At 60.4% G+C, this 22,404-nt stretch carries 14 protein-coding genes and 1 pseudogene; 12 read left to right on the top strand and 3 right to left on the bottom strand.

From position 1 onward, the window contains the following. The first annotated feature begins 40 nt into the window (after positions 1–40). The 3 genes and pseudogenes from ONB52_19405 (at position 41) to ONB52_19395 (ending at position 3,782) form a co-directional block, all read left to right on the top strand. The gene (locus ONB52_19405; GenBank protein MDZ7418298.1) at positions 41–1,831 is read left to right on the top strand and encodes a UbiD family decarboxylase; all 1,791 of its coding nucleotides are present in this window, start codon (positions 41–43) and stop codon (positions 1,829–1,831) included. 64 nt (positions 1,832–1,895) lie between these two features. Next, positions 1,896–2,984 (top strand): annotated as a pseudogene (gene mqnE, locus ONB52_19400) (aminofutalosine synthase MqnE). Continuing rightward, positions 2,979–3,782, top strand: a complete 804-nt coding sequence (locus tag ONB52_19395; protein MDZ7418297.1) for a menaquinone biosynthesis protein — start codon at positions 2,979–2,981, stop codon at positions 3,780–3,782. Before mqnE ends, ONB52_19395 begins: the two are co-directional and overlap by 6 nt. A gap of 513 nt (positions 3,783–4,295) precedes the next feature. Here the strand turns inward: ONB52_19395 and lptG are convergent. Beyond that, entirely contained in the window at positions 4,296–5,420 is a 1,125-nt protein-coding gene (lptG, locus tag ONB52_19390) for an LPS export ABC transporter permease LptG (GenBank protein MDZ7418296.1), read from the bottom strand. Between the two features lie 32 nt (positions 5,421–5,452). Next, positions 5,453–6,949: an LptF/LptG family permease gene (locus tag ONB52_19385; GenBank protein ID MDZ7418295.1), complete on the bottom strand. Its 1,497-nt coding sequence runs from the start codon at positions 6,947–6,949 to the stop codon at positions 5,453–5,455. Positions 6,950–7,866: 917 nt separating this feature from the next. Between ONB52_19385 and sprA the strand changes: the two genes are divergently transcribed. The 5 genes from sprA (at position 7,867) to ONB52_19360 (ending at position 17,690) form a co-directional block, all read left to right on the top strand. Continuing rightward, positions 7,867–14,421 (top strand): cell surface protein SprA, encoded by a 6,555-nt coding sequence (gene sprA, locus ONB52_19380; GenBank protein ID MDZ7418294.1) that lies wholly within the window; start codon positions 7,867–7,869, stop codon positions 14,419–14,421. Positions 14,422–14,624: 203 nt separating this feature from the next. Next, positions 14,625–15,563 (top strand): M28 family peptidase, encoded by a 939-nt coding sequence (locus tag ONB52_19375; GenBank protein MDZ7418293.1) that lies wholly within the window; start codon positions 14,625–14,627, stop codon positions 15,561–15,563. Between the two features lie 133 nt (positions 15,564–15,696). Further along, positions 15,697–16,362, top strand: a complete 666-nt coding sequence (locus tag ONB52_19370) for a DUF4390 domain-containing protein (protein MDZ7418292.1) — start codon at positions 15,697–15,699, stop codon at positions 16,360–16,362. Positions 16,363–16,372: 10 nt separating this feature from the next. Then, the gene (locus ONB52_19365; protein MDZ7418291.1) at positions 16,373–17,344 is read left to right on the top strand and encodes a Ppx/GppA family phosphatase; all 972 of its coding nucleotides are present in this window, start codon (positions 16,373–16,375) and stop codon (positions 17,342–17,344) included. Between the two features lie 22 nt (positions 17,345–17,366). Then, the gene (locus ONB52_19360) at positions 17,367–17,690 is read left to right on the top strand and encodes a DUF2784 family protein (GenBank protein MDZ7418290.1); all 324 of its coding nucleotides are present in this window, start codon (positions 17,367–17,369) and stop codon (positions 17,688–17,690) included. Positions 17,691–17,902: 212 nt separating this feature from the next. On the opposite strand, the gene ONB52_19355 is transcribed toward ONB52_19360, so the two are convergent. After that, entirely contained in the window at positions 17,903–18,481 is a 579-nt protein-coding gene (locus ONB52_19355; protein MDZ7418289.1) for a sigma-70 family RNA polymerase sigma factor, read from the bottom strand. Between the two features lie 189 nt (positions 18,482–18,670). On the opposite strand from ONB52_19355, the gene acpS reads away from it, so the two are divergent. From acpS to ONB52_19335, 4 genes are all read left to right on the top strand, one after another. After that, positions 18,671–19,054, top strand: coding sequence for a holo-ACP synthase (gene acpS / locus ONB52_19350; protein MDZ7418288.1), 384 nt, complete (start codon positions 18,671–18,673; stop codon positions 19,052–19,054). Positions 19,055–19,093: 39 nt separating this feature from the next. Next, on the top strand, positions 19,094–20,101 hold the full coding sequence (locus ONB52_19345; protein MDZ7418287.1) for a 2-hydroxyacid dehydrogenase: 1,008 nt from the start codon (positions 19,094–19,096) through the stop codon (positions 20,099–20,101). A 201-nt stretch (positions 20,102–20,302) separates the two neighbouring features. Then, positions 20,303–21,871, top strand: coding sequence for an NAD(P)H-hydrate dehydratase (locus ONB52_19340; GenBank protein MDZ7418286.1), 1,569 nt, complete (start codon positions 20,303–20,305; stop codon positions 21,869–21,871). Between the two features lie 40 nt (positions 21,872–21,911). Further along, positions 21,912–22,403, top strand: a complete 492-nt coding sequence (locus tag ONB52_19335) for a VanZ family protein (GenBank protein ID MDZ7418285.1) — start codon at positions 21,912–21,914, stop codon at positions 22,401–22,403. The last annotated feature ends 1 nt before the right edge of the window (position 22,404 follow it).

The raw sequence follows: 22,404 nt of genomic DNA, 5'->3' as shown, positions 1-22,404 counted from the left end.
ACCGCCTGCTCGAACCACTGCACCAAGCTGCTTGTGATTTATGTCCTTCAAAACTCTCGGCGATTTTGCCCGCCACCTCGAATCTCTCGGCGAATTACATCGCGTCAAAGTCGAAGTCGATCCCGAACTGGAGATCACTGAGATCGCGGTGCGCGCCCTGCGGGAAGAGCGGCCGGCGCTGCTCTTTGAAAACGTCAAAGGTGCGCGCTTCCCGCTTGCCATCAATCTGCTCGCCAGTGCCCGCCGCATCGAGCTGGCACTCGGCAAGCCTCCCGATCAACTCGGTGAAGAGCTGATTCATTTCGTCGAAGCGGCCATGCCTCCCAAGCCCCGGCTGGTCCTGGACCACTGGCCGGTGGTCAAGCGCCTGCTTGCAGCGCGGCCCGGGCGCTGCCGCCACGCGCTCTCCCAACAAGTCGTCAGCGAGCCCAACCTCTCGCACCTGCCGGTGCAAAAATGCTGGCCGGAGGACGGCGGCCGCTTCATCACCCTGGGCCAGGTCTTCACCCACGATCCGCGCGATGGCAGGCGCAATGTCGGCATGTATCGCATGCAGGTTTATGATGATCGCACCACCGGCATGCACTGGCAGATTCAAAAGGGTGGCGGTTTTCATTATTACCAGGCACAAAAGCTCAGCCGGGAATTCGAAATCGCGGTGGCGCTGGGCACCCATCCCGCCCTGCTGCTGGCGACAATTGCCGCCCTGCCCGAGGGCATCGATGAGGTGATGTTGGCGGGCTTTCTGCGGGGCGCGCCCATGCCCATGGTCTGGGGCAAATCCATCGCCCTGCCGGTGCCCGCCGAGGCGGAGTTCATTTTGGAGGGCCGGGTGCCGCTTGCCGAAACCCGGCGCGAGGGCCCGTTCGGCGATCATTTTGGCCATTATTCACACGCGGCTGATTTTCCCGTCTTTCATCTCAGCAAGATCACGCATCGCCGCGGCGCAATTTATCCCTGCACCGTGGTCGGCAAGCCGCCGATGGAAGACAAGTTCCTCGGCGATGCCACGCAGCAGATCCTCGGGCCGCTCGCCCGCCTGCTTCACAAGGAGATCAAAAGCATATGGGCTTATTATGAAGCCGGCTTTCACAACCTGCTCGTGGTGTCTGTGGAGCAGCGCTATCAAAAGGAAGCGATGAAATCCGCGCTGGGGTTGATGGGCACGGATCAGCTTGCGCTCACCAAATGTATCGTGCTGGTGTCCGATCACGTCAACGTGCGCGACTGGCAGGCGGTGCTGGCCGCCCTCCGGGAAAACTTCGATCCGCATTATGATTTCGTGATGATTCCCAAAGTGCCGCTCGACACGCTGGATTTCACCTCCTTCAAAATGAATCTTGGCAGCAAGATGATTTTGGATGCCACGATGAAGCCGGAGCGGCCGGGCAAAGAGACGGGGCCGGCAGCCGGGGAAGAGAGGGCGAGAATGTCAAACGTGATCGCGCGCCTGCCGCAGGATTTCCCCGGCGTGCTGGAGGCCTGCCTTCATGAAGAGGTGCTGCTGCTGGTGAAAACTGCGGGCGAAGGCCGCAGGATCATCGAACCTCTGGTCAAACTCCCGGAACTGCGCCCGCTAAAAATTATTGCTGCAGTGAGTGCGGATGTTGATTTGCATTCCCGGGAAAGCTACATTTGGGGCGTCTTTACGCGCTTCGATGCCGAGCGCGATGTCATCTTCAGCGAGCAGTCGCTGCACGGCATCAGCCCGATTTACCGCGGGGTGATGGGCATCGACGCCACCTGGAAGCCGGGCTATCCCGGGCCGCTGGTGATGACGGAGGAGATCCGGGAGAGGGTGGCGCGGAGATGGGAAGAGTATTGGCGATGACGTTTGGTCGGTTTTACTGCAAACAGAAAAATATTGCATCCAGATAACGAAGGAAGAATCAACCATGGCATTCATGTCTGCAATCCAATTCCACGACCCCAAACTCCTCCCCATTTGGGAAAAAGTCCGGGCGGGCGAACGGCTCGGGCTGGAAGACGGTGTGACCATGCTGCAAACCGACGATCTGCTCGGTCTCGGCAAAATGGCGCATGCGGTGCAGCGCGAAAAAAGCGGCGACGCGGTGTACTTCGTTGTGAACCGCCAGGTCAACCCCACCAACATCTGCGTGCTGTCATGCAAATTCTGCGACTTCGCAGTGAAAGCCGGTGACCCGCGCGCCTACGCCATGACCATCGAGCAAATTCTCGGCAAGCTCAATCACGAGCTGCAGGAGGTGCACATTGTCGGCGGGCTGCACCCGGAGTGGCCGTGGGAATTTTATCTCGACATGATGCGGCAAATCAAGTCGCATTTCCCCCAAATCGACATCAAGGCCTGGACCGCGGTGGAAATCGACTTTTTCTCCAAAAAATTCAAGCTGCCGATTCACGAGGTATTGCGCCAGCTCAAAGAGGCGGGGTTGAGCACGATGCCGGGCGGGGGCGCCGAGGTTTTCTCCGAACGCGTGCGGCGGCGGCTGTTCAACCAGAAAATCGGGGAAAAGCGCTGGCGCGAGGTGCATCGTGCCGCGCACGAACTGGGGATACCCACCAACGCGACCATGCTCTACGGCCACCTCGAGACGCTGGAGGAACGGGTGCAGCACCTGATCAAACTGCGCGAGCAGCAGGAGGAATCACGCGGCTTTCTGACGTTCATCCCACTGGCCTACCAGCCCGGCAACAACGGCGTGGTCGATCGCTACACCTCCGCGGTCGATGATCTCAAAACCATCGCGGTGTCGCGGCTGATGCTCGACAATTTCCCGCACATCAAGGCCTATTGGATCATGCTCACCGCGGAGGTCGCGCCCGTGGCGCTGCATTTCGGCGCGGACGACATGGACGGCACGGTTGGCGAGGAGCGCATCGCGCATGCGGCGCATGCCACCAGCCCCGTGGCCCTGGCCAAAAATCACATCATCCAGCTCATCCGCAGCAGCGGCAAGATTCCGGTGGAGCGTGACATTCTATACAACCCGCTGGCAGTGCACGCGCCGCACGCCCTCGGCAAAATTCCCTATCTCAACTGCGTGCCGTTCTACCGCGAGTTCGCGCCGACACGCGTCAAGCAGGTGCCGATGTCCCCCCAGCAGATGGGGCGGCTCGCCGCACGCCATCAGATCGAGGGCGGCCCCCTGTCCCTGGTGGATTACTTCCGTGTCGAGAAAAATTACGCCATGCTGGATTACGGCATCGCGGTGAAGGACCTGGCGCACAGCGTCATCCTCTATTCCAACTTCACCTGGCACGAACTGGAAGGCAGGCGCATCGGGGTCACCGCCGACACCTCCACCTCGATCGAATTGCTGAAGGTCATTTTGCGGGAGAAATACGGCGTGCGGGCCGAGCTGCAGCGCATGCACACGGTGTTTCAGGCCCAGGAAGCCGGCCGCTTCGATGCGGCACTGGTGATCGGCGATGAAGCCCTGCGTCGCCTGCACGCCGGGCTGGCGGGCTTCCATTATGTTTTCGATCTCGGCCATGAGTGGCATGCCTGGACCGGACTGCCCTTCGTCTTCGCGGTATGGGCGATTCGCCGTGATGTTGCGGCACAAGATCGCGAGCAACTGCTGGCCGACCTCGAACGCGCCGCCAGGAGCGCCGAACAGCGCCAGCCTGACTGGGGGGTGCTGCACGGCAAGCGGCTGGGGTTGACCTCTGCCGAGGTGCAGGCCTACTTCGACGGCTTCATTTACCGTCTGGGAGAACGCGAACACGCAGCGATTCAACGGTTTCGCGAGTATCTGGACCAACTCCAGCCCGCAGGGTGGCCGCTGACCGCCGGCTGAGTATGAAACCGGAGGCGCTTTGTTGTTTTGCTTTGGCCCAGTGCTTCCGGCTGAAAACTGCAGTGCAGACATCGTATCCGATGTCTTTGCCTTGTCAGGCACGGCGAAAGCTCCCCCGCCAGGAGACGCAAAAATTTTTCTGCAGCAATTGCCCAAACAAGCATCAACACCACAAAAACCACAAAGGCCGCCGGGCTTGTCGCGATGTCCCTGCCGGCCTTTGTGGTTTAAAAATCTTTGCGGTCTCGCATCTTTGCCCGAGTGTTTTGGCTGTGTTTGAAAACCGCCTCGTGCACCGCAGTTGGCCCCTCCTCCGTGATGAACGCAGATTTGATCACGAGGCCGATTCAGCCGATGGATGGTGCAGAGAAATCTCACAGGCAAGCGTGCGGTCAACTCCGGCAGGGGTGCATGTCACACCCGCCATTTCTTCCGGAGAACAGCAGGCCAGCATGCAAAATTCAGGCGTAACATTCAGGTGAAAGGTTGGTGACCGTGGGCAGGAGGTCCGCCTCATGTCTTCACACGCCACAACACCAAGCCTCCCGCCAGCAAAAAAATCAGATTGCCCAGCCAGGCGCCGAGCAGCGGCGGAATGGTGCCGTTCTGACCGAGCGACTGCCCGGTCTTGACCATGCCGAAATAAAGAAAAGTGATCACCAGCGTGAGCGCCACTCCCACTGCCCCCCCGGAGCGCACGCGGCCGACCGCCAGCGGCGCGCCAAACAGCAGAATGATGAGATTGGTGAAGGGAAATGAAATCTTGAGATAGAGATCGACCAGCCAGTGTTGCGGATTACCGCCGTTGTTGGCCACCTCGGCAATGAATTGCTCCAGCTCGCGATAGGACATTTCCTGGGGGTCCTTCTGCACTTTCGTCAAAACCTCGGGGGTGAAGGAGAGCTGCGGCACTGACAGCGTGTCGAAGGGGGTGGCGGTTTCGCTGTCGCCGGCGAAGAAGCGTTCATAGCCCTGCAATGCCACCCAGCGGCCGTTGCGCCAGCGCATGGCGGTGGCGTCGATGCGGTGCACGATGAAGACGCCGTCATACTCCTGAATGCTGATTTTGGTGGCGCTGCTGTCGGAGGCATTGTAATAGCCGATGAACACGCGCCGGCTGCGCGGTATTTCCGCCGGCTCGCCGTTGCGGCGCTGGTTGTTATCGGTCAGCCGTTCCTGCAAATAGAGATTGGCATGGCGGGTGGGCAGATTGCGCGGCAGGCGGTCGATGTACTGGCTTTTCAACTCGGCGCGGCGCTGATTGGCCTCCGGCATCACCGTTTCGGCAAACACCAGCATCACCAGGCTGACCAGCAGGCCGAGGACAAACAGCGGCAGGAGGATGCGAGGGATCGAAAGGCCCGAAGCTTTCATCGCCGTGAGCTCGTTGTGCTTGTTGAGCTGCCCGACACTGAACATCGCGGCGAGCAGCATGGCGATGGGCATCATCAGGACGATGATGTAGGGAATGTAGTAAAAATAGTAGCTGAAGATCACCACCACCGGCACCTGCCGGTCGATGTAATCGGAGAGGCTTTCGACCAGGTCGATGATGATGAAAATGCTGATCACCGCCGCCAGCGCGAAGGCGAGAATGAAGAGAAATTTGCGGAGCAGGTAGCGGTCGAGCAGGCGCATGGCGAATCCTGCGAGCGGCGCTCATGGCGCGTTCACGTTGCAGAGTTTGGTCCGGCCGTTGGCGGGCGGCGCGGGAGAAGCTTGATCACCCACGACAAGTCGGTGGAGGGGCGCACGGTGCCGGAACGAATCAGCAAAAACAGGCCGCAGGCCCCGACGAAAAGATTCGCCGACCACATGGCCATGAAGGGGGAGATGATCTGGCGCTTGGCCAGGTCTTCCCCGCCCACCAGAAACGTCCAGTAAATCAGAAAAAAGAGCAGGCTCAAACCGCCGGCAGTGGCCATCCCGCCGCGCCGCGCCATGGTGCCGAGCGGCGCGCCGATCATCACGAACACCAGACATGCCACCGGGATGGAATACTTCTTCTGAATTTCGACGCTCAGCGCTTTGATGCGACGCTGGTTTTGCTGAATCGCCATGAGCTGACGGTTGATCTGGGTCTGCAAATGGCGCTGGTGGTTCAATACTTCAACCAGACTTGCTTTGTGTGAAGAGCCGGCCGGCGGCAACCCGCCTTGCAATGAGGGCCCGGCCGTGGTCGGAACTCGCGAGCGGTGCGGGCCGCTGTCAGGCACACCTGCGAAATTGTCCCAGCGCGCGTTTCCGGCACTGGAATCGGCGGGGATATTCAATAATTGCCGCAGCGAGGCCGGCAGGCCTCCCGCCAAAATGGTGTTGATTTGCTCGCGGCAGCCGGCAATCTCCTGGTGGTTTTGCCGCACTTCGGCGCGCATGTGTGCCGCGCTTTTTTCCCGGTCGCCGCGGTATGCCGATTCGCTGCGGCTGAGGAACATGTCATCCACCGGAATCTTGATGATGTGTTTGGGAAAGGCGATGCGGCGGAATTCCTCGGATTTCTTGAGATCGATTTCCTGCATTTCGCCGTCGAACAGCGTCAGCACCAGCGCGCCCTGGCTGGCGCTGAGTTCGAGCAGGCCGCGCCGCGCGGAAATGGTGCGGTTCAGATCGGTGCTGCTGTAATCGTTGATGAGCAGATTGCGGGCGCGCGTCACCCCGCTGCTGTCTTCCAGGTCTTGCACCAGCAGACCATAGTTGGGAATGCCGTCATACCACACGCCCGGCTCGATGCTGATGCCGGGCCGCTTGCGCGCGATGTCGCTGCCCAGCAGGCGTGTGCGATGGTTGAAATCCGGCAGCACATTGTTGTTGAACCAGACCATGAATACAGCCAGTGCGCCGGCGGCGAGGAAGGCGGGCGCGATGATGCGGTAAATGCTGATGCCGCTCGCCTCCATGGCGGTGATCTCATTGTCGGCAGCCAGGCGGCCGAAAGCCATCAGCGTGGCGGTGAGCACGGCCATGGGCACGGCGAGCGCGACAATCCAGGCCAGATTCAACAGGAAGAATTCCAGCACCACGTGCCAGGGCAGGCCTTTGCTCAGGATGCGGCTCAACTCGCGGAAGAGCAAATTGAGCAGGAACAACAGGGTGATCAGCGAGAAGGCGAAGAAGAACGGGCCGATGTGTTCGCGCAGTATGTAGCGTGCAAGAATGAATCTGGGCATGGTTCACCAGCAATTCACCTGAGTCTGGTGCAGCGGCCCGGCCGGTGGCGCGGGCGTGGCGGCAATATAACCAACCACTGCCTGCTTTGCCATAGAATTTTGCTCCGCGGGCAGCCGCATAAAAATCATCCGCCAAGTTGACTTTGTGCCTCTCGTGGCTTGTTGCTGACGTTGAGAGGCTCGTTTTACCTGAATTTGGCATGCTAGCTTGCTGTTCCCTGGCAGAAATGGCGTGTGCACCAAACTCCGCCAGTTATTCCGCTCGAAATCAAGCAAAACTTTTTTCGAATGTGAAGTCGTACCAGTTTGCCGAAGGCGTCACACGGCTTCTCTCCCGGGAAAATGGAATCCCACGAAATGGCTTTTTCGGTGGGATTTCTGCTTTCGTGGGCGGATTTGGGGATTTGATCTTGACATTGAGGGTTGAATCTCTGCCTTGCGATGACAGGGCGTCCCGGGCGGAACTGCCGGCGGTCATCTCTCTCATCTCAACGCAACGCCAAAAAACAGCGCCAGCGGAGCGAACTGTTTATAGCTGCGCCCCACCCCAAAATGCAAGCTTCGGGGTGGTCGGTAGAATTTACCACGTTTTGTAGTGAACCCTTCAGGGTCCGTGCCTGAAGGCACTATTACGAAAGCTCATTTTCATTCTGACGGATGCCGATACGGGCGTGGAGGTCCCAACGTGACTTTGTGCCATTATTTTTTGCGGAGGCCGTGCCAGCCGGCGGAACTGGCGCACCCATGGTGGCGTTGGGAGGGATGCGGCAGCGCTGGCATCATATTTTCCCTTGCTTCTCAACGGCTGGAATACTACTTTTCGCACACTCGAAATCGCCCGTGGAACAAAAAATGGAGGCTGCTATCGAGCGTATCGCTACGGAACATCAACTTGAGAGTCCAGAGATTCGATCCTTATGACGTTTGAGTCGCGCATCGCACAACAGGCCAAGGCACAGCTTTGCAGTTGCTTTCTGGTCTTTTTTTATTTTTGTCCCGCCGCCGGCCAAGTTTGGGCGCAGACGCCAGCCGACAGCACGCGCCCGGCAGTCTGGAAGCAGTGGCTCCCCGACATTCGCAGCTATGATCCGCGCGTGTCACCGTTCGACGAACCGGTTGCCATCGGCCTGACCCGGTTGCATGGCCGCAACACCTGGTTGCGCTGGCAACCCGCCTCCCTGCAACGCAAAGTCGCCATCGATTCCACCGGCCAGTATATCACCATCCGGGAAGAGCTGTTTGAGCAGCCAATCCGTCCGATTTACAAAGCCCCTGTCTCCGTTTACTATGGCGCGCGCCTGTCGGATAACCAGCACAAGTTGTGGCAGAACGCCCTGGCAAAAAGCCTGACCACCGGCCACGAGCAACGCACCGGCCGCGGCGGCGTGGACATCGATATTCCGGTGCCGATCAAGAGCCGGGCGTTCGCACAAATCTTTGGTGGCAGCAGCGTCGGCTTGAACGTGCAGGGTGACATTCAGATCGACGGTGGCTTTCGCAAGGAGGATCGCAGCGAGCAGCGCACGGCCTACAATCTCGGCTCCAACACCAGTTTCAAGATGTCGCAAAAGCAGCGTTTCACCGTCACCGGCCGCATCGGTGAGAAAGTGACGGTCAACGTCGATCAGGACAGCGAGCGCGCCTTCGATTTCGAAAACAACATCAAGCTCAACTACACCGGCTTCGAGGATGACATTCTCAAGAAAGTCGAGGCCGGCAACATTGCGTTGTCCCTGCCGGGCACGCGCTATGTCACCTTCGGCGGCACCAGCGCCGGGTTGTTCGGCATCAAATCCGAAATGCAGCTCGGCAATCTCTTCCTCACCGCCATAGCCAGCCAGGAGAAGGGCGAAAGCAAGAAGCTCACCGCCAGCGGCGGCGCGCAGGCCAAAAACTACACCGTACGCGACATCAACTACGTGCGCGACACCTACTTTTTCCTGAGCCGCGAGTACCGTGAAAATTTCCGCTACTTCTCCGACAAATGGCGGCACGTCGCGGTGCCTCCCGGCCGTCAAATCAGCCGGCTGGAAGTCTACGTCACCGGGCGCGTCGATGATCCCAAAAATATTCAGGGCACGGCCTACCGCGACATTCAGCTCGATGCCCAGGGCAACCTCATCGGCGTGCCGGATGAGCGTGAGAAAGTTGACGGCAGCTTCCGGCGGTTGCTCATCGATCAGGATTACCGCCTGGAGCCGACGCTGGGCTTCATTCGCCTGACCCAGCGCCTGCAGGAGGGGGAGGCGCTGGCGGTGGCCTATCAAACCAATGACGGCGAGATTCACGGCGACATCAATTACGCCTCCGGAAACATCCGGCTCAAGCTGCTGCGGGAACGCACCGCGCTGCCGGCACCGCGCGATCTCGACGATACCTGGCACCTGGAATGGAAAAACGTCTATGATCTCGGCAGCCGCAACATTCCGGAAGAGGGGTTGGACATTCGCGTGTATTTCCAGCCCGGCTCCGCCGGCACGCCGGAGGAGACCCTGATCCGCAGTGATGGCTCCCAGGTCTCCTATTTGAACATCTTCGGCCTGGATGAAACCAACGTCAATGGCGAGCCGCGGCCCGACAATCAAATCGACCTCGATGGTTTCGTCGTCAATCGCGGCCTGGGCGAGCTCACTTTTCCCTTCCTGCGGCCATTCGACGCCTCGGATGCGGTGTTCGTGTTCGATCGTGCCACCGGCCAGTACAAGACCGTGAAAAACCTGCTGCCTGTCGAGAAGCAGGTCACCGCGATGTATGACACCTCGTCGCAAAGCGAGCAGTTGCGTTTGAGCAAGTTCTTCATCGAGGTCAAATCGCAGAACCGCTCCACCACCTATCAACTCGGTTTCAACGTCATCGAGGGTTCCGAGGAAGTGTTGTTGCGCGGCACCCGGCTGGTGCGCGATCAGGACTACATCATCGACTATTTCTCCGGCACCTTGACGGTCACCAATCCCGAGGCCAACAAGCCCGACGCGCAACTGGAAATCACCTATCAAAACAACCAGCTTTTTCAGCTCGAGAAGAAGTCGATTCTCGGCTCGCGCGCGGAATACCGTTTCAACAAGGATTCCTTCCTGGGCGGCACGTTGTTGTACCTGAGCGAGCGCACGCTCGAACAGCGGGTGCGGCTGAGCGGCAGCGAGGAACGCGGGCCGATGAAGAATCTGGTGTGGGATATCAACACCCGCCTGCAGTTCCGCCCCAATTTTCTCAGCCGCGCGCTCGATGCCCTGCCGCTGCTTTCGACGCAGGAGGTGAGCACGCTCAACTTCGAGGGCGAGGTGGCGCAGATCATCCCCAATCCCAACGCGCTCAACAACAAGAAAACCGGCGACCCCGAGGGCGTGGCCTATGTCGATGACTTCGAGGGCACCAAGCGCACCACGCCGCTGAGCGTGTCGCGCCGGGCCTGGATCGAGGCCTCGATTCCCGTGGAGGTTCTCAACGATGCCACCGCCGTCCGCTATGAGGAGGGCGATGTCCTGACGTTGCGGCGGCGTCAGGCGCTGGCGCGGCGCGGCGATTTCATTTGGTGGAATCCGCTGCAGGGCATCCCGGTCACGGACATCTACACCACGCGTGAGACCAATGCCGGTCTGGGCGGTGCGCCGCAGAACCTGCCGGTGCTGGTGTTTGACTTTATACCCCGGCAGGCCACCACGCCCCAGGGTACGCCGGTCTCCGAGCTGGAGAAATCATGGGCCGGCGTCCTGCGTGCGCTCTCCCCCGGCTACTTCGATCAGACCGAGGCAAAGTTCCTGGAGATTTGGATCAACGGCGACACCGGCCGCGTGCATATCGATCTCGGCTTGATCTCGGAGGATGTCATTCCCAATGACTCGCTCAATTCCGAAGACCTGGTGCGCAGTCGCATCATCAACAACATTCTCGATGAGGGCGAGGACATTGGTATGGACATGATGGCGGGCAATGATCCCGCCGACTTCTGGGATGTCAACCGCAATGGCCGGCAGGATTGGGGCGAGCCCGCCAGCAAGGATGACTGGGTCTCCAACAAAATCTCCTTCATCGGCACCGGCACGTTGAACGGCACCGAGGCCAATGGCAAGGGCGGCAATTTAAGTGACGAAGGCGGCCTGCGGCCCGACACCGAGGATCTCAACAACAACGGTACGCTCGACCGCGAGAACGCCTATTTCAGCTACCTCATCGACTTGAACCATTCGGAGCAATCCGAAAAATACATTTCCGGCCGTGGCAAGAGCGGCTGGACGCTCTATCGCATTCCGCTGGCGGACATCGCGCAAAAGGTGGGCAATCCCTCCCTGGCGCGCGTGGAATACGCCCGCATCTGGATTGACGGCATCACGCAACCCACCCGCCTGCAGTTGGCGGAAATCAGCCTGGTGAGCAATGAGTGGAAGGAAGTCGGCATTACCACGGAGAGCACGGCCCTGGGCAACTTCAAACAGGATGACCGGCTGGAGGTGACGATCACCAACACCGAGGAAAACCCGACCTATCCCTTTCCGCCCGGCGTCGAACGCGAGACCAATCTGATTCAGAAGATCAGGGAGAAAGAACAATCGCAGGTGCTGCGGCTGACGGCATTGCGGCCGGGAGAGACTGCGCTGGCGCAAAAGACACTGCATGCCCTGAATTTCGTGCACTACGACAGCCTGAAAATGTTCGTTTACGGCGGCAAGGACATTCGCGTGAATGCCGACACTTCGACGGTGCGGTTCTTTCTGCGTTTCGGCGCGGATGAGCGCAATTTTTATGAGTTCCGCACAGATGTTTATCCCGATCCCTTCCCCAATTCCGGGCAAAACAGCGCGCGCTGGGACCGGCGCAACGAAATGACGATCTACCTGCCCGCCTTGACCGATTTCAAGCGCCAACTGCAGGATTCCCTGCTGCTGCGCGCCGCCGAAGCCGCAGGCAAGATCAGGCGCATCCGTGCCCTGCCCGCCGATTCGCTGAAGGTGACGGACTATTTCGTTTACATCCCCAATCCCGGGCGGCGGCAGGAGTGGCGCGTGCGCGGCAATCCCTCGCTCACCAACATCCGGCTGCTGGTGGCCGGCGTGCAAAACGTCGATCCCTTCCAGGATTTTACCGGGGAGGTATGGATGGACGAATTGCGCGTGTCCGGCGTGCAGAAGGATAAGGGCATGGCCATGCGCGGCCGGGTCGATCTCAAACTGGCGGATGTGGCCAACCTCAATTTCGAGATCGAGAACCAGGATGCCGACTTTCACAATGTCGCCACACGTTTCGGCAGCGGCGACAACACCCGCCGCCTCTCGCTCAACGGCAATCTCACCCTCGACAAATTTCTGCCGCAAAGCCTGGGCTTGAGCGTGCCGGTGAGCATGAGTTATTCCGAAAGCCGGGCGCGGCCGAAATACATCCCGGGCAGTGACATTCTCCTGACCCCCGACCTGCTCGAGCGTTTTCGCGCCGACAGCCTGGCGGCGATCGATGCCAATTCCAGCCAGCGCGGCATCAACGTTACCATCAGCCGGCGCAGCCGCTCGCGCAATTTCCTCATCAAGAACACGCTCGACAATTTGAGCGCCAGTTACAGCTACAGTTTCAGCGATGCCACCAACAACACGACCCGCCTTTCCGAGCGCACCGTCTACACCGGCAATCTCGATTACCGGCTGAATTTCGGCCGCGACAATTTCATCCAGCCGTTCGGCTGGATCGACAGGAAGACGCCGCTGTTCGGCAAATTGCGCACCACCAAAATGTATTACACGCCGCAGCGTTTTGATGCCAGGCTGCAGGCCAACAACAGCGTGCAGTTGAATCAAACACGGCGCACTCTCAACGGCCGTGAAAGCGCGCGCGGGGACAGCATTCTCACGCAGAACTACGGCGTCAATCACAGCTTCAGCGGGTCGATGAAGATTTTCGAAAACCTCACCACCGACTACTCGCTGTCGTTCAACAATCTGGTCAAGCCCAGGGCGTTGCGCGGCCGGGACTCGCTCAATGCGCTCGTGGCTCCCATGACCTTCATCGAGGGGTTGCGGCGCTTCACCTGGGGCAGGCGCGAGCTGCTCAGCACCGCGCAGACGTTCAATGCCAGCTACAATCCCAATCTCTTCAGTTGGATGACCACCGGCCTGAGCTACAATGCAACGTATCGCCTCAGCAACAGCGTGCAGCAGCGGGTGGGCGGCCTGAGTACCAGCGTCAGCCGCAGCATTTCATTCAATTCCAGTGTGCGTTTTTCCCAGCTTTTCCAGTTTGCCAAACGCAGGGCCGCACCGACACCCGGCGGGCGTGAAGATCGCAGCCGCAGCCGCGCCCGGCCCGGCAGCCGGCCCGAAGAGGAATCCGGCAAGCAGCCGCCGGGCAGCAAGCCGGAAGAGCAGAAGGGCAAAGGCGACACACCGCATGATGCCGACAAGCCCGAAAAGAAGCGGGGCGGCCTGCCCAACCCCATCACCGGACTGATGCGCTGGTTCGCTGACTTCAAGGATGTGTCGGTCACCTATCGCAAAAGTGAAAATGTCAGCCACAATGGCCTGGCAAGCGACAGCATCCGCGTCGGTTACAAATTCGGCTTCGTGTTGGATCCCGGGCCGGGCCAGGAGGGTTCGCTGGCCTCGATTTTCCGCAACTACAACCGCTCGGAAAACCTCTCCGCCTCCAGCGGCTTCGATCTGACGCGCAATGTCAACATCGGACTGCGTTTCGATTATGACCGCCAGCGCACCATCACCTCGCAAATCACGGGCAGCTCATCCCTGTCCTGGTTCAAGATTGGGGATGGTGGCGGCCTGCCCTTCCCGGAGTGGACGCTCAACGTCAGCGGGCTGGAGAAGCTGGCGCTGTTCAAGAGCGTGGCCAGTTCGGTGAGCATGAGTACCAATTTCAGCGGCAAAAAATCCCAGACCTGGCAGAACACGCCGGCGCGCCGCGGCATCACCTCGGAAGATTTTTCCATCAGCTTCCGGCCCCTGCTGCGGCTGAGCATCAGTTGGAAGAACGGCATGATCTCCAGCCTGACCTACAACATCAACAATGGCTACAAGCCGCAATACAACATCAACCAGAGCGGCCCGCTTTCAAACTTGTTGACCGACGAAGAGTTGATGCTTTATTATTTCCAAAGCGCCACTTTCACCAATGGCTCGGATCTTTCCATCACCCACAACTATTCCAAACGCTCGGGCTTCCGCCTGCCCTTCCCCTTTCTGAAAAACAAGGAGCTGAAAAACTCGGTGGATCTGGGCATCACTTTCAACTACAAGACCAGCGCCACCACCTCGCAATTGGCGGAGGGCACCGGCGAGAACAAGCGCAAAACGGAAAAGATTGAAAACAGCAAAACCAAGCTGTGGTCCTTCCGGCCTGATGTGCGCTACTCGTTCAGCAACCGGGTGCAGGGCGGTGCCCACTTTGAAATCGGCAAGAATGAGGACAACCGCAGCGGCAAGGTGAACTTCCGGGAACTCGGCATTAATATCAACATTGCCATCCGTGGGAACTGAGGTGTGGGACTCTCCTGCGGCAGCGGCTGCTGCAAGGCGCCGTTCATTCTCCCGGCTGTGGTGAAAGCCCCGAGCAAGACCCCGCTGGCACGACCTGGCGAACCAATCAGTGCCGCGGCACGGCAAGCCCGCATCATATGACACGCACCGCGAAAAAGAAAAAGAAGCCGGCGCCCTCAGGACGTGCAACTGCACGCCCGGCCTTGACCGGCAAACGACTCCTCGGCCTGGCGCTCGGGCTGGGACTGGTGGCCATCGCACTCACGATGGCCGTTTTCTTTCAGCAGCGTGAACCGGAGCTGATCGTGCCGGCGTTTGACGGCAGCCGCGCCTATGCACTGTTGCGGCAGCAATGCGCGTTTGGCCCGCGGGTGCCCGGCAGTGCTGCGCACGAGCAGACCGCCGCTTTTCTCATTGCCGAATTGCAGAAATATGCCGATCATGTCGTCACCCAATCGTTTGAGCACACCCCGCCCCGTCTCAGACAAACCGTAAAGCTCACCAACATCATCGCCGGCTTTCGTCTCCAGGCCGGACGGCGGGTGTTGTTGTGCGCGCATTGGGATTCACGGCCGTGGGCGGATGAGGAGCCGGATTCGAGCCGGCACCAGGAGCCGGTTTTGGGCGCCAATGACGGCGCCTCCGGGGTGGCAGTGTTGCTGGAAGTCGCACGCGTGCTGAAGGGAAACCCTCCGCCGGTCGGTGTCGACATCGTGTTGTTCGACGGTGAGGATTTCGGCACGCCCGGTGATTCGCGCAGCTATGCCATTGGTGCACAGCATTTTGCCCGCACCAAACTGGCGGGCTACCACCCGCTGTTCGGCATTCTGCTGGACATGGTCGGCGATCGCGAGCTGGAAATTTTTCAAGAAGGCAACTCTGTACGCCATGCCCGCGCCGTGGTTGATCGGGTGTGGAATCTGGCCAGCCGCCTTGGCGTTCGCGAGTTTGTGCCGCGTCTGCGCCACGAAGTTTTCGATGATCACGTGCCCCTGCTGGAAGCCGGCGTCCCGGTGATCAATATCATCGACTTTGATTATCCCCATTGGCACACGCTTGCCGATACGCCCGACAAGTGCAGCGCTGCCAGCCTGGAGAAGGTTGGCAGAGTCGTGTTGGCCGCGGTCTACCATGTCGAGTGAGTTGCATGCTGCCTGGCACTGTTTGTCGCAACCATGACAGGGGGCGAACTTGGCTTCCCTTCGCCACTGCAATCTGCCGTTGCAAACGCCTGCACCACGCGTCTGGCCAACGGCATCGTTCATGAAGCTGCGGGTGGCTCCTCTCGTCTGGGTTGTGCACCTCTGTTTGACTGCGGCCGCCGGTGCACAGGAGCCACGCATCACGATCGACACCGTGCGCGTGGCCTCCGGCAGGCTGGTGGTTGATTTTCATGTGGACAGCCTGCTGACCAGCCGGTTGCTGGCCGGTATGCAGCGCGGCCTCACTTCGGCAGCGCGCTTTCGCGTGCAGCTCTGGCGCAAGTCGGGCTGGTTCTTCAATGCGCTGGTGGCGGAGCGGGAGTTTCAGGTCAAATCGGCGTTCGCGCCCTGGGAGGGCAAATACCTGCTGCAGTCGGCGACGGAGCGGCGTTTGACCAAAGCGCTGGCCGTGGTGCGCGCGGGGTGGGAGGAGCACCGCGGCCTGGTGCTGGCGGATTCCGCGCAACTGCGCAGGGAAGCGCCACATTATCTCGTCATCGAAATCGTTTGCGAGCCGGTGTCCCGGGAATCGTTGCAGGAGATCCGCGGCTGGCTGGCAGGCGAATTCAAGGGGCTGCAACCGGACACCACGGCGGCAGCGGCAGCGCCGCGGGGCGGCTGGCGCTTCCGCTTACTCGACACGGTGGTTGATCTCACCGGCTTCGGCGCACGGGTGACTTCGATGAAATCCCGATCCTTTTGGGTGGCGGAAAACAACCGCATCATTTTCACAGAATGAGGGAGCACACATGACGCCACAGGAAAAAAGGGGCGGCGCGGTGCGAATGGCGAGTATCGACCTCGGCACCAACACTTTTCTTTTATTGGTCGCCGAGCATCAGGACGGCCGTCTCATGCCGGTGTGTGAGCGGGAGACGATTGTTCGCCTCGGCAAAGAGGTGGATGCCGCCGGCAACTTGCAGGCGGGGGCCATACAGCGCGGGCTGGCGTGCCTGCAGGAATATCTGCGCCTGGCGCGCGCACATGGTGCCACGCGCATCATCGCGGTCGGTACCAGCGCCCTGCGTGACGCCGGCAACCGGGCGGAGTTTTTGCAGCGCGTGCAGGCGGAAACCGGTCTGCAGGTGCACATCATCTCCGGGGAAACCGAGGCACGCTTGACTTATCTCGGTGCCCTCTCCAACCAGCGGGGTCTGGCTGAGCCAATCGCAGTCATGGACATCGGCGGTGGCAGCACGGAAATCGTGACCGGCACCCATGAAGTGATTCACAGCGCCCGCAGCGCAGACATTGGCTCGGTGCGGCTCACCGAGCGCTTTCTGCACAGCGATCCGGTGACCGCCGCGGAGGTGGCGGCAGTGCGGCAGCAGGCACGGCAAGCGATGCGCGCCGTGTGGCCGCGCAACGAGTTCGACAAAATTCGCAGCCTGGTTGGCACCGCCGGCACCCTCACCACGCTGGCGGCCATGGCGCAGCAATTGGCGGAATATGATCCGGCCAGGATCGCAGGCTTCGTGTTGAGCAAAAAAACACTGCACAGTATGGTGGCGCAACTCTCGGGACTCACCATTACACAGCGCAAAAAACTCCCGGGGCTCGCCCCCGCCCGTGCCGATGTCATCCTCGCCGGCGCATTGATTTTGGAAACGTTCATGGAGGTTTATGATTTCGATGAGATCCTCGTGAGTGACCGCGGCCTGCGCTACGGTGTGCTGCTGGGATTTGACAAGCAGGAGGGATCCGGCAGGGAGGCAGCCTGAAACGGCGTTTTGGCTGGCAAATGTGATTTTGCTCATTCATGCCGTCGGGGTGGGCCTGACGGTCGCCGGCATGGTTGCGCTCGTGACCGGCCGCTTCCGGGAGCGGCGCCGCCTGGATGTTTTTTTCTGGCTCTTCATGCCCGCGTGTCTCGGTCAAGGCATCTCCCTTCTCCTGACCAGCGGCTGTTTTTTGACCGAGTGGGAGCACGCGCTGCGGATACAGGCCAATGCCGGCACCAACGATGCGGCGACGTTTTTGGAAAAATACCCGCCCTTTTTGCCGGCCGCGCTGATCCGCGCCGTGCCGGTGCTCAGTCTGGCTGCCATGATTGGGGGGATAGTGTAATTGCTGGCCGCAATCCGCCGGCGGAGCAGCTCACGTGACCATCAGCCGGAAAAGCGAGACGCAACAGGCTAAACGCTTTTGTCTGTGATCGACTTCAAAACCGGGAAAAAGTGCGGCCGGAGCAAACCCGCATGGCACAGCAGGAGGGCCGGGCCCGGGAACTCCACGGCGAGATTGCGCTGCCGGGGGGAACAACCCGCCTGACGGTCGCGTCACACCAGCAATTTGCCCTTGAGCTTGTGCTTGAGCATTTCGCGGGCGCGAAAGATGCGCGCTTTTACCGTGCCGAGCGGCACGCCGGTGATCTGGGCGATTTCTTCGTAGGATTTCTCCTCGGTGTGGCGCAGAATGATGGCTTCGCGGTAACGAGGGGGGAGCTCGGCGATGGCCTGCGCGATCAGGGACGATTTCTCGGTGGACAACAGCTCGTTGTCGGTGATGGCGTGCACGTCGGCATACTCGCGCTTCAATTCACCTTCGCTGGACTGGATGGGCTTGTCGAGCGAGTAGGTTTGCAGCTTCTTCTTGCGCAGGTGATCGATGGTGGTGTTGATGGCGATTTTGTAGAGCCAGGTGGAGAAGGCAAATTCCCTGTTGAAGGTGTGCAGTGCGGCGAAGGCCTTCATGAAAGCTTCCTGCAGCAGATCCTCGGCCTCTTCACGATTGTGCACCATATTGTGGAGCAAATTGTAGAGCGGGCCGCGATGCCGCGCCATCAGCTCGGCATAGGCTTTTTGATCGCCGGCCAGGGCTCTTGCAATCAGGGGTGCATCGGATTTTTTGGTCGCCATAATGCTCGCAGGAGAGGCAAAATTTTTGCGCAGAAATCTAAATGAAAATCGCCTGACAAGCAAGCGAAAAGCCGGTGCCATGCGTGCCGGCAGTGACGGAAAACGGTGCACGGCTCGTGCTGGCATACCCGGGCCGCGTTTTTCGCTGCGCGCGAAGCAGGAATACTTTTGGTGCGGGAGGCGGCAACGGTGATTTGCGGTATCGGCATCGACCTGGTTGAAATTCCGCGCTTGGCGGCGCTGTTGCAACGCTGGCCGCAGCGCTTCCCGCACAAGGTTTTCACCCGCGAGGAAATCGCCTATTGTGAGGGCCGCGGCCGGCGAGCTGCCTCCTATGCCGCACGTTTTGCCGCCAAGGAGGCCTTCGCCAAAGCCCTGGGCACCGGCTGGAGCGAACATTTTCTGTGGAAAGAGTTTGCCGTGTGCAATGATGCGGACGGCAGGCCGCGCGCAGTGTTGAGTCCCCGTCTGCAAACACGGCTGCAGGACATCACGGTTCATGTCTCGCTTTCCCATGCCGATTACTTTGCCACCGCCGTGGTAATTTTGGAAAAACCGGACAGACTTGCCTGACACACCCGACCACGAACCACTGCAAGGAGCATGCTTCCCGTGCGCGTCGCTTTTTTCAGCGCCAAGCCTTATGATCGTCAGTTTTTTACCGCCGCCAACCGGAAATATGGCCATGATTTGCAATTTTTCGAATCCCGCCTGACCCCGGAAACCTGCTCTTTGGCGGTTAATGCCCCGGCGGTTTGTGCCTTTGTCAATGATCAACTCGATGCCGCCGTGTTGCCTGTGCTGGCCGGACAGGGTGTGCAGCTGCTGGCGTTGCGCAGTGCCGGTTTCAATCATGTGGATCTGAACCTGGCACAGCAGCTTGGCCTCGTGGTGGCGCGCGTGCCGGCTTATTCGCCCCATGCCGTGGCGGAACACACCGTGGCGTTGATGCTCGTCTTGAATCGCAAGATTCATCGCGCCTACGCCCGCGTGCGCGAAGGCAATTTTGCGCTGGAGGGCCTGCTGGGATTCGATTTGCACAACCGCACGATCGGCATCATCGGCACCGGCAGAATCGGTGCCACCGTGGCACGGATCATGGCGGGTTTTGGCTGCCGCCTGCTGGCACACGATCCCCTTACCAATCCCGCGTGCCTCGCGCTCGGCGCACGCTATGTCGATCTGCCCGAGTTGCTGGGCGCCTCCGACGTGGTTACCCTGCATTGTCCACTCATGCCGGCGACCCGCCACCTCATCAACGCGCAGTCGTTGCAGCATTTCAAGCCGGGTGCCATGCTGATCAACACCAGCCGTGGCGCTCTGATCGATACCCGGGCTGTCATTCAAGCCCTGAAGCGCGGCACCATTGGCGCACTCGGCCTGGATGTCTATGAAGAAGAAGCCGACATGTTTTTCGAAGATCTCTCCAATCAGGTGATTCAGGATGATGTCTTCGCCCGGCTGTTGACTTTTCCCAACGTCATCATCACCGGCCACCAGGCCTTCTTCACCCGGGAGGCGTTGGCCAACATTGCCGACACCACCCTTGCCAATCTCTCGGAATTCGAGAAAACCGGCCAGTGCCGCCATGCGGTGACGCCGTCCCTGGTCAGGAAGTGAACAGCAAAGCCTTGCCGTAAATCGACACATAAAAACTTCTCCCGCGCGACAGAAACCTGCTTGAGAACCACGGCAAGCAGGTTCATGGAGCCATGAAAATTCCGGGAGTTTGCAGGATCATCGCCGTTGCGAACACCACGGCTCAGCCGGGGGTGCAGCATGGCGGGACGGACACGAACCAGGCATCGAGGGGTGTGCGCCATGACTTTTTCCGAACGTCTTTCCACCCTGCCGCCGGTGGTTTCCGCACAGGAAATGCAGGCCGTGGATGCCTACACCATCGGCACGCTTGGCCTGCCCGGCCGGGTGCTGATGGAGAATGCCGGCCGCGCCACGTTTGAAGTGATTCGCCGGCGCTGGCAGCCGCTGGCGGGCAAACACGCCGCCATATTCTGCGGCAAGGGCAACAACGGTGGTGATGGCTTGGTGGTGGCGCGTTTACTCGGTGAAGCCGGCGTAAAGTGCGAGACTTTTTTGTTGGGCGAACCGGAAGATTTGCGCGGTGATGCCGCAGCCAATTACGGGTTGCTCACCACGCTCGGCCACCCAATCCAGGTGTTGCGGACTGGCGACCGGTTGCCCGCGCTCGCCGGCAGTGATTTCGTGATTGACGCACTGCTCGGCACCGGGGTGCGCGGCCCTCTCTCCGGCCTGCTCGCCGACACCGTCGTTCATCTCAATCACAGCGGCCGTCCGATTGTCGCAGTCGATTTGCCCACCGGCATGAATGCCGACACGGGTGCGGTGGCAGGCCCGTGCATTCGCGCCAGCGTCACCGTCACCTTCGGTGCCCGCAAATCCGGGCTGCTGTTTTCCCCCGGCCGTGAACACACCGGCGAGCTGGTGGTTGCAGACATCGGCTTTCCCCGCCGGGCTTATCAGCAAGCACACTGTCGCACCTACTGGCTCGATCCGGACGCCATGCCAGCCTGGTTGCCCCAGCGGTCGCCGGATGCGTTCAAGAATCGCGTGGGCCAGATTCTGGTCATTGCCGGTTCCGCGGGCTTCGGCGGCGCAGCCCGTCTGGCCGCGACCGCTGCTCTCCGCGCCGGTGCCGGCTTGGTGGTACTTGCAGCACCGCTGTCGTTGCTGCCCAGTCTGGAGTCCGCCACGGCCGAGGTGATCAAGCTGCCGCTGCCAGAGCAGGAAGGCAGGATCGCGCCGGGCGCCTTTGAAATGCTGCGCGAGCGTCTGGCGTGGGCCGGGGTGGTGGCACTCGGGCCGGGTTTGGGCATCGCGCCGGCGACCGCCAGTTTGGTCAGGCAGATTCTGGCGAACTACGACAAAACCGTGGTGCTCGATGCCGACGGGTTGAATGTGCTGGCGGACGATCCTGCCGCGCTGCGCAGCAGCCGCGCCACGCTCATTCTCACGCCGCATCCCGGCGAGCTCAGGCGTTTGTGGCCGGCGGCACAGAATGAGCATCCCCTGGTTGCGGCACGGCAGGCGGCAGCGGCGTTCGGGCAGATTGTGGTTCTGAAGGGTGCGCCCACGGTCATCGCGTTGCCGTCGCAGGAGGTCTTGATCAATTCCACCGGCAATGCCGGCATGGCCACCGGTGGCAGCGGCGACGTGCTCACTGGCGTGATCGCCGGCCTCGCCGGTCAAGGCCTGGAACCGGAACGGGCGGCGGCGTTGGGAGTGTTTTTGCATGGCCGCGCCGGTGATCTGGCCTGCGCCAGGCTGGGGATGTGGAGCATGCTGGCCGGTGACATTCTTGCCCATCTCGCGCCGGCCTTCCTGGAGACCAGCAGTCCCCGGCGCGCATGAGCTTTTCTCCAACAAATGACAAAAATTTCTTCAGATTCGCATGAACAACCGTTCCGGATGGTGCAGCTTTTGGCAGAATTACCGGGCGCCGCTGCTGTGGGCAGCCGTCCTGTTTGTCCAATCTTCCATTCCCGATTGGGATCCGCCGGTCCGGCTGACCAGGTGGGACGACAAATGGGCACACGTTCTGCTTTATCTGCCATTGGGTTTTTTACTGCTCGGTGCGCTGGCGCGCGCCCGTGCGGGCCGGAGCCGCGCCACTTTGCTGCTGTTGACCTTCATCCTCGGCACCCTCTATGGCATTTCCGATGAAATGCACCAGCATTTCGTTCCCGGCCGGCACATGGATTGGCGGGATGCCGTCGCTGACAGTCTGGGGGTAATGGCGGGGGGATGGTTGCATCTCAAGCTGAGCAGTGGCCTGATTTCCGGTGGAGCCGGCCATTCCGGCAAGCCGTGGCAGCGCGTGCTGCGCAAACTCATTTTCCCGGAACCGCTTCTGTCAGGGGAGGAGAGCCGGCCGGTGAAGTGAA

It is taken from the genome of candidate division KSB1 bacterium, assembly GCA_034506255.1.
Lineage (GTDB): Bacteria > Zhuqueibacterota > Zhuqueibacteria > Zhuqueibacterales > Zhuqueibacteraceae > Coneutiohabitans > Coneutiohabitans thermophilus.
The sequence above is the reverse complement of the archived record's forward strand: the minus strand, read 5'-3'. Positions and strand labels throughout refer to the sequence as shown.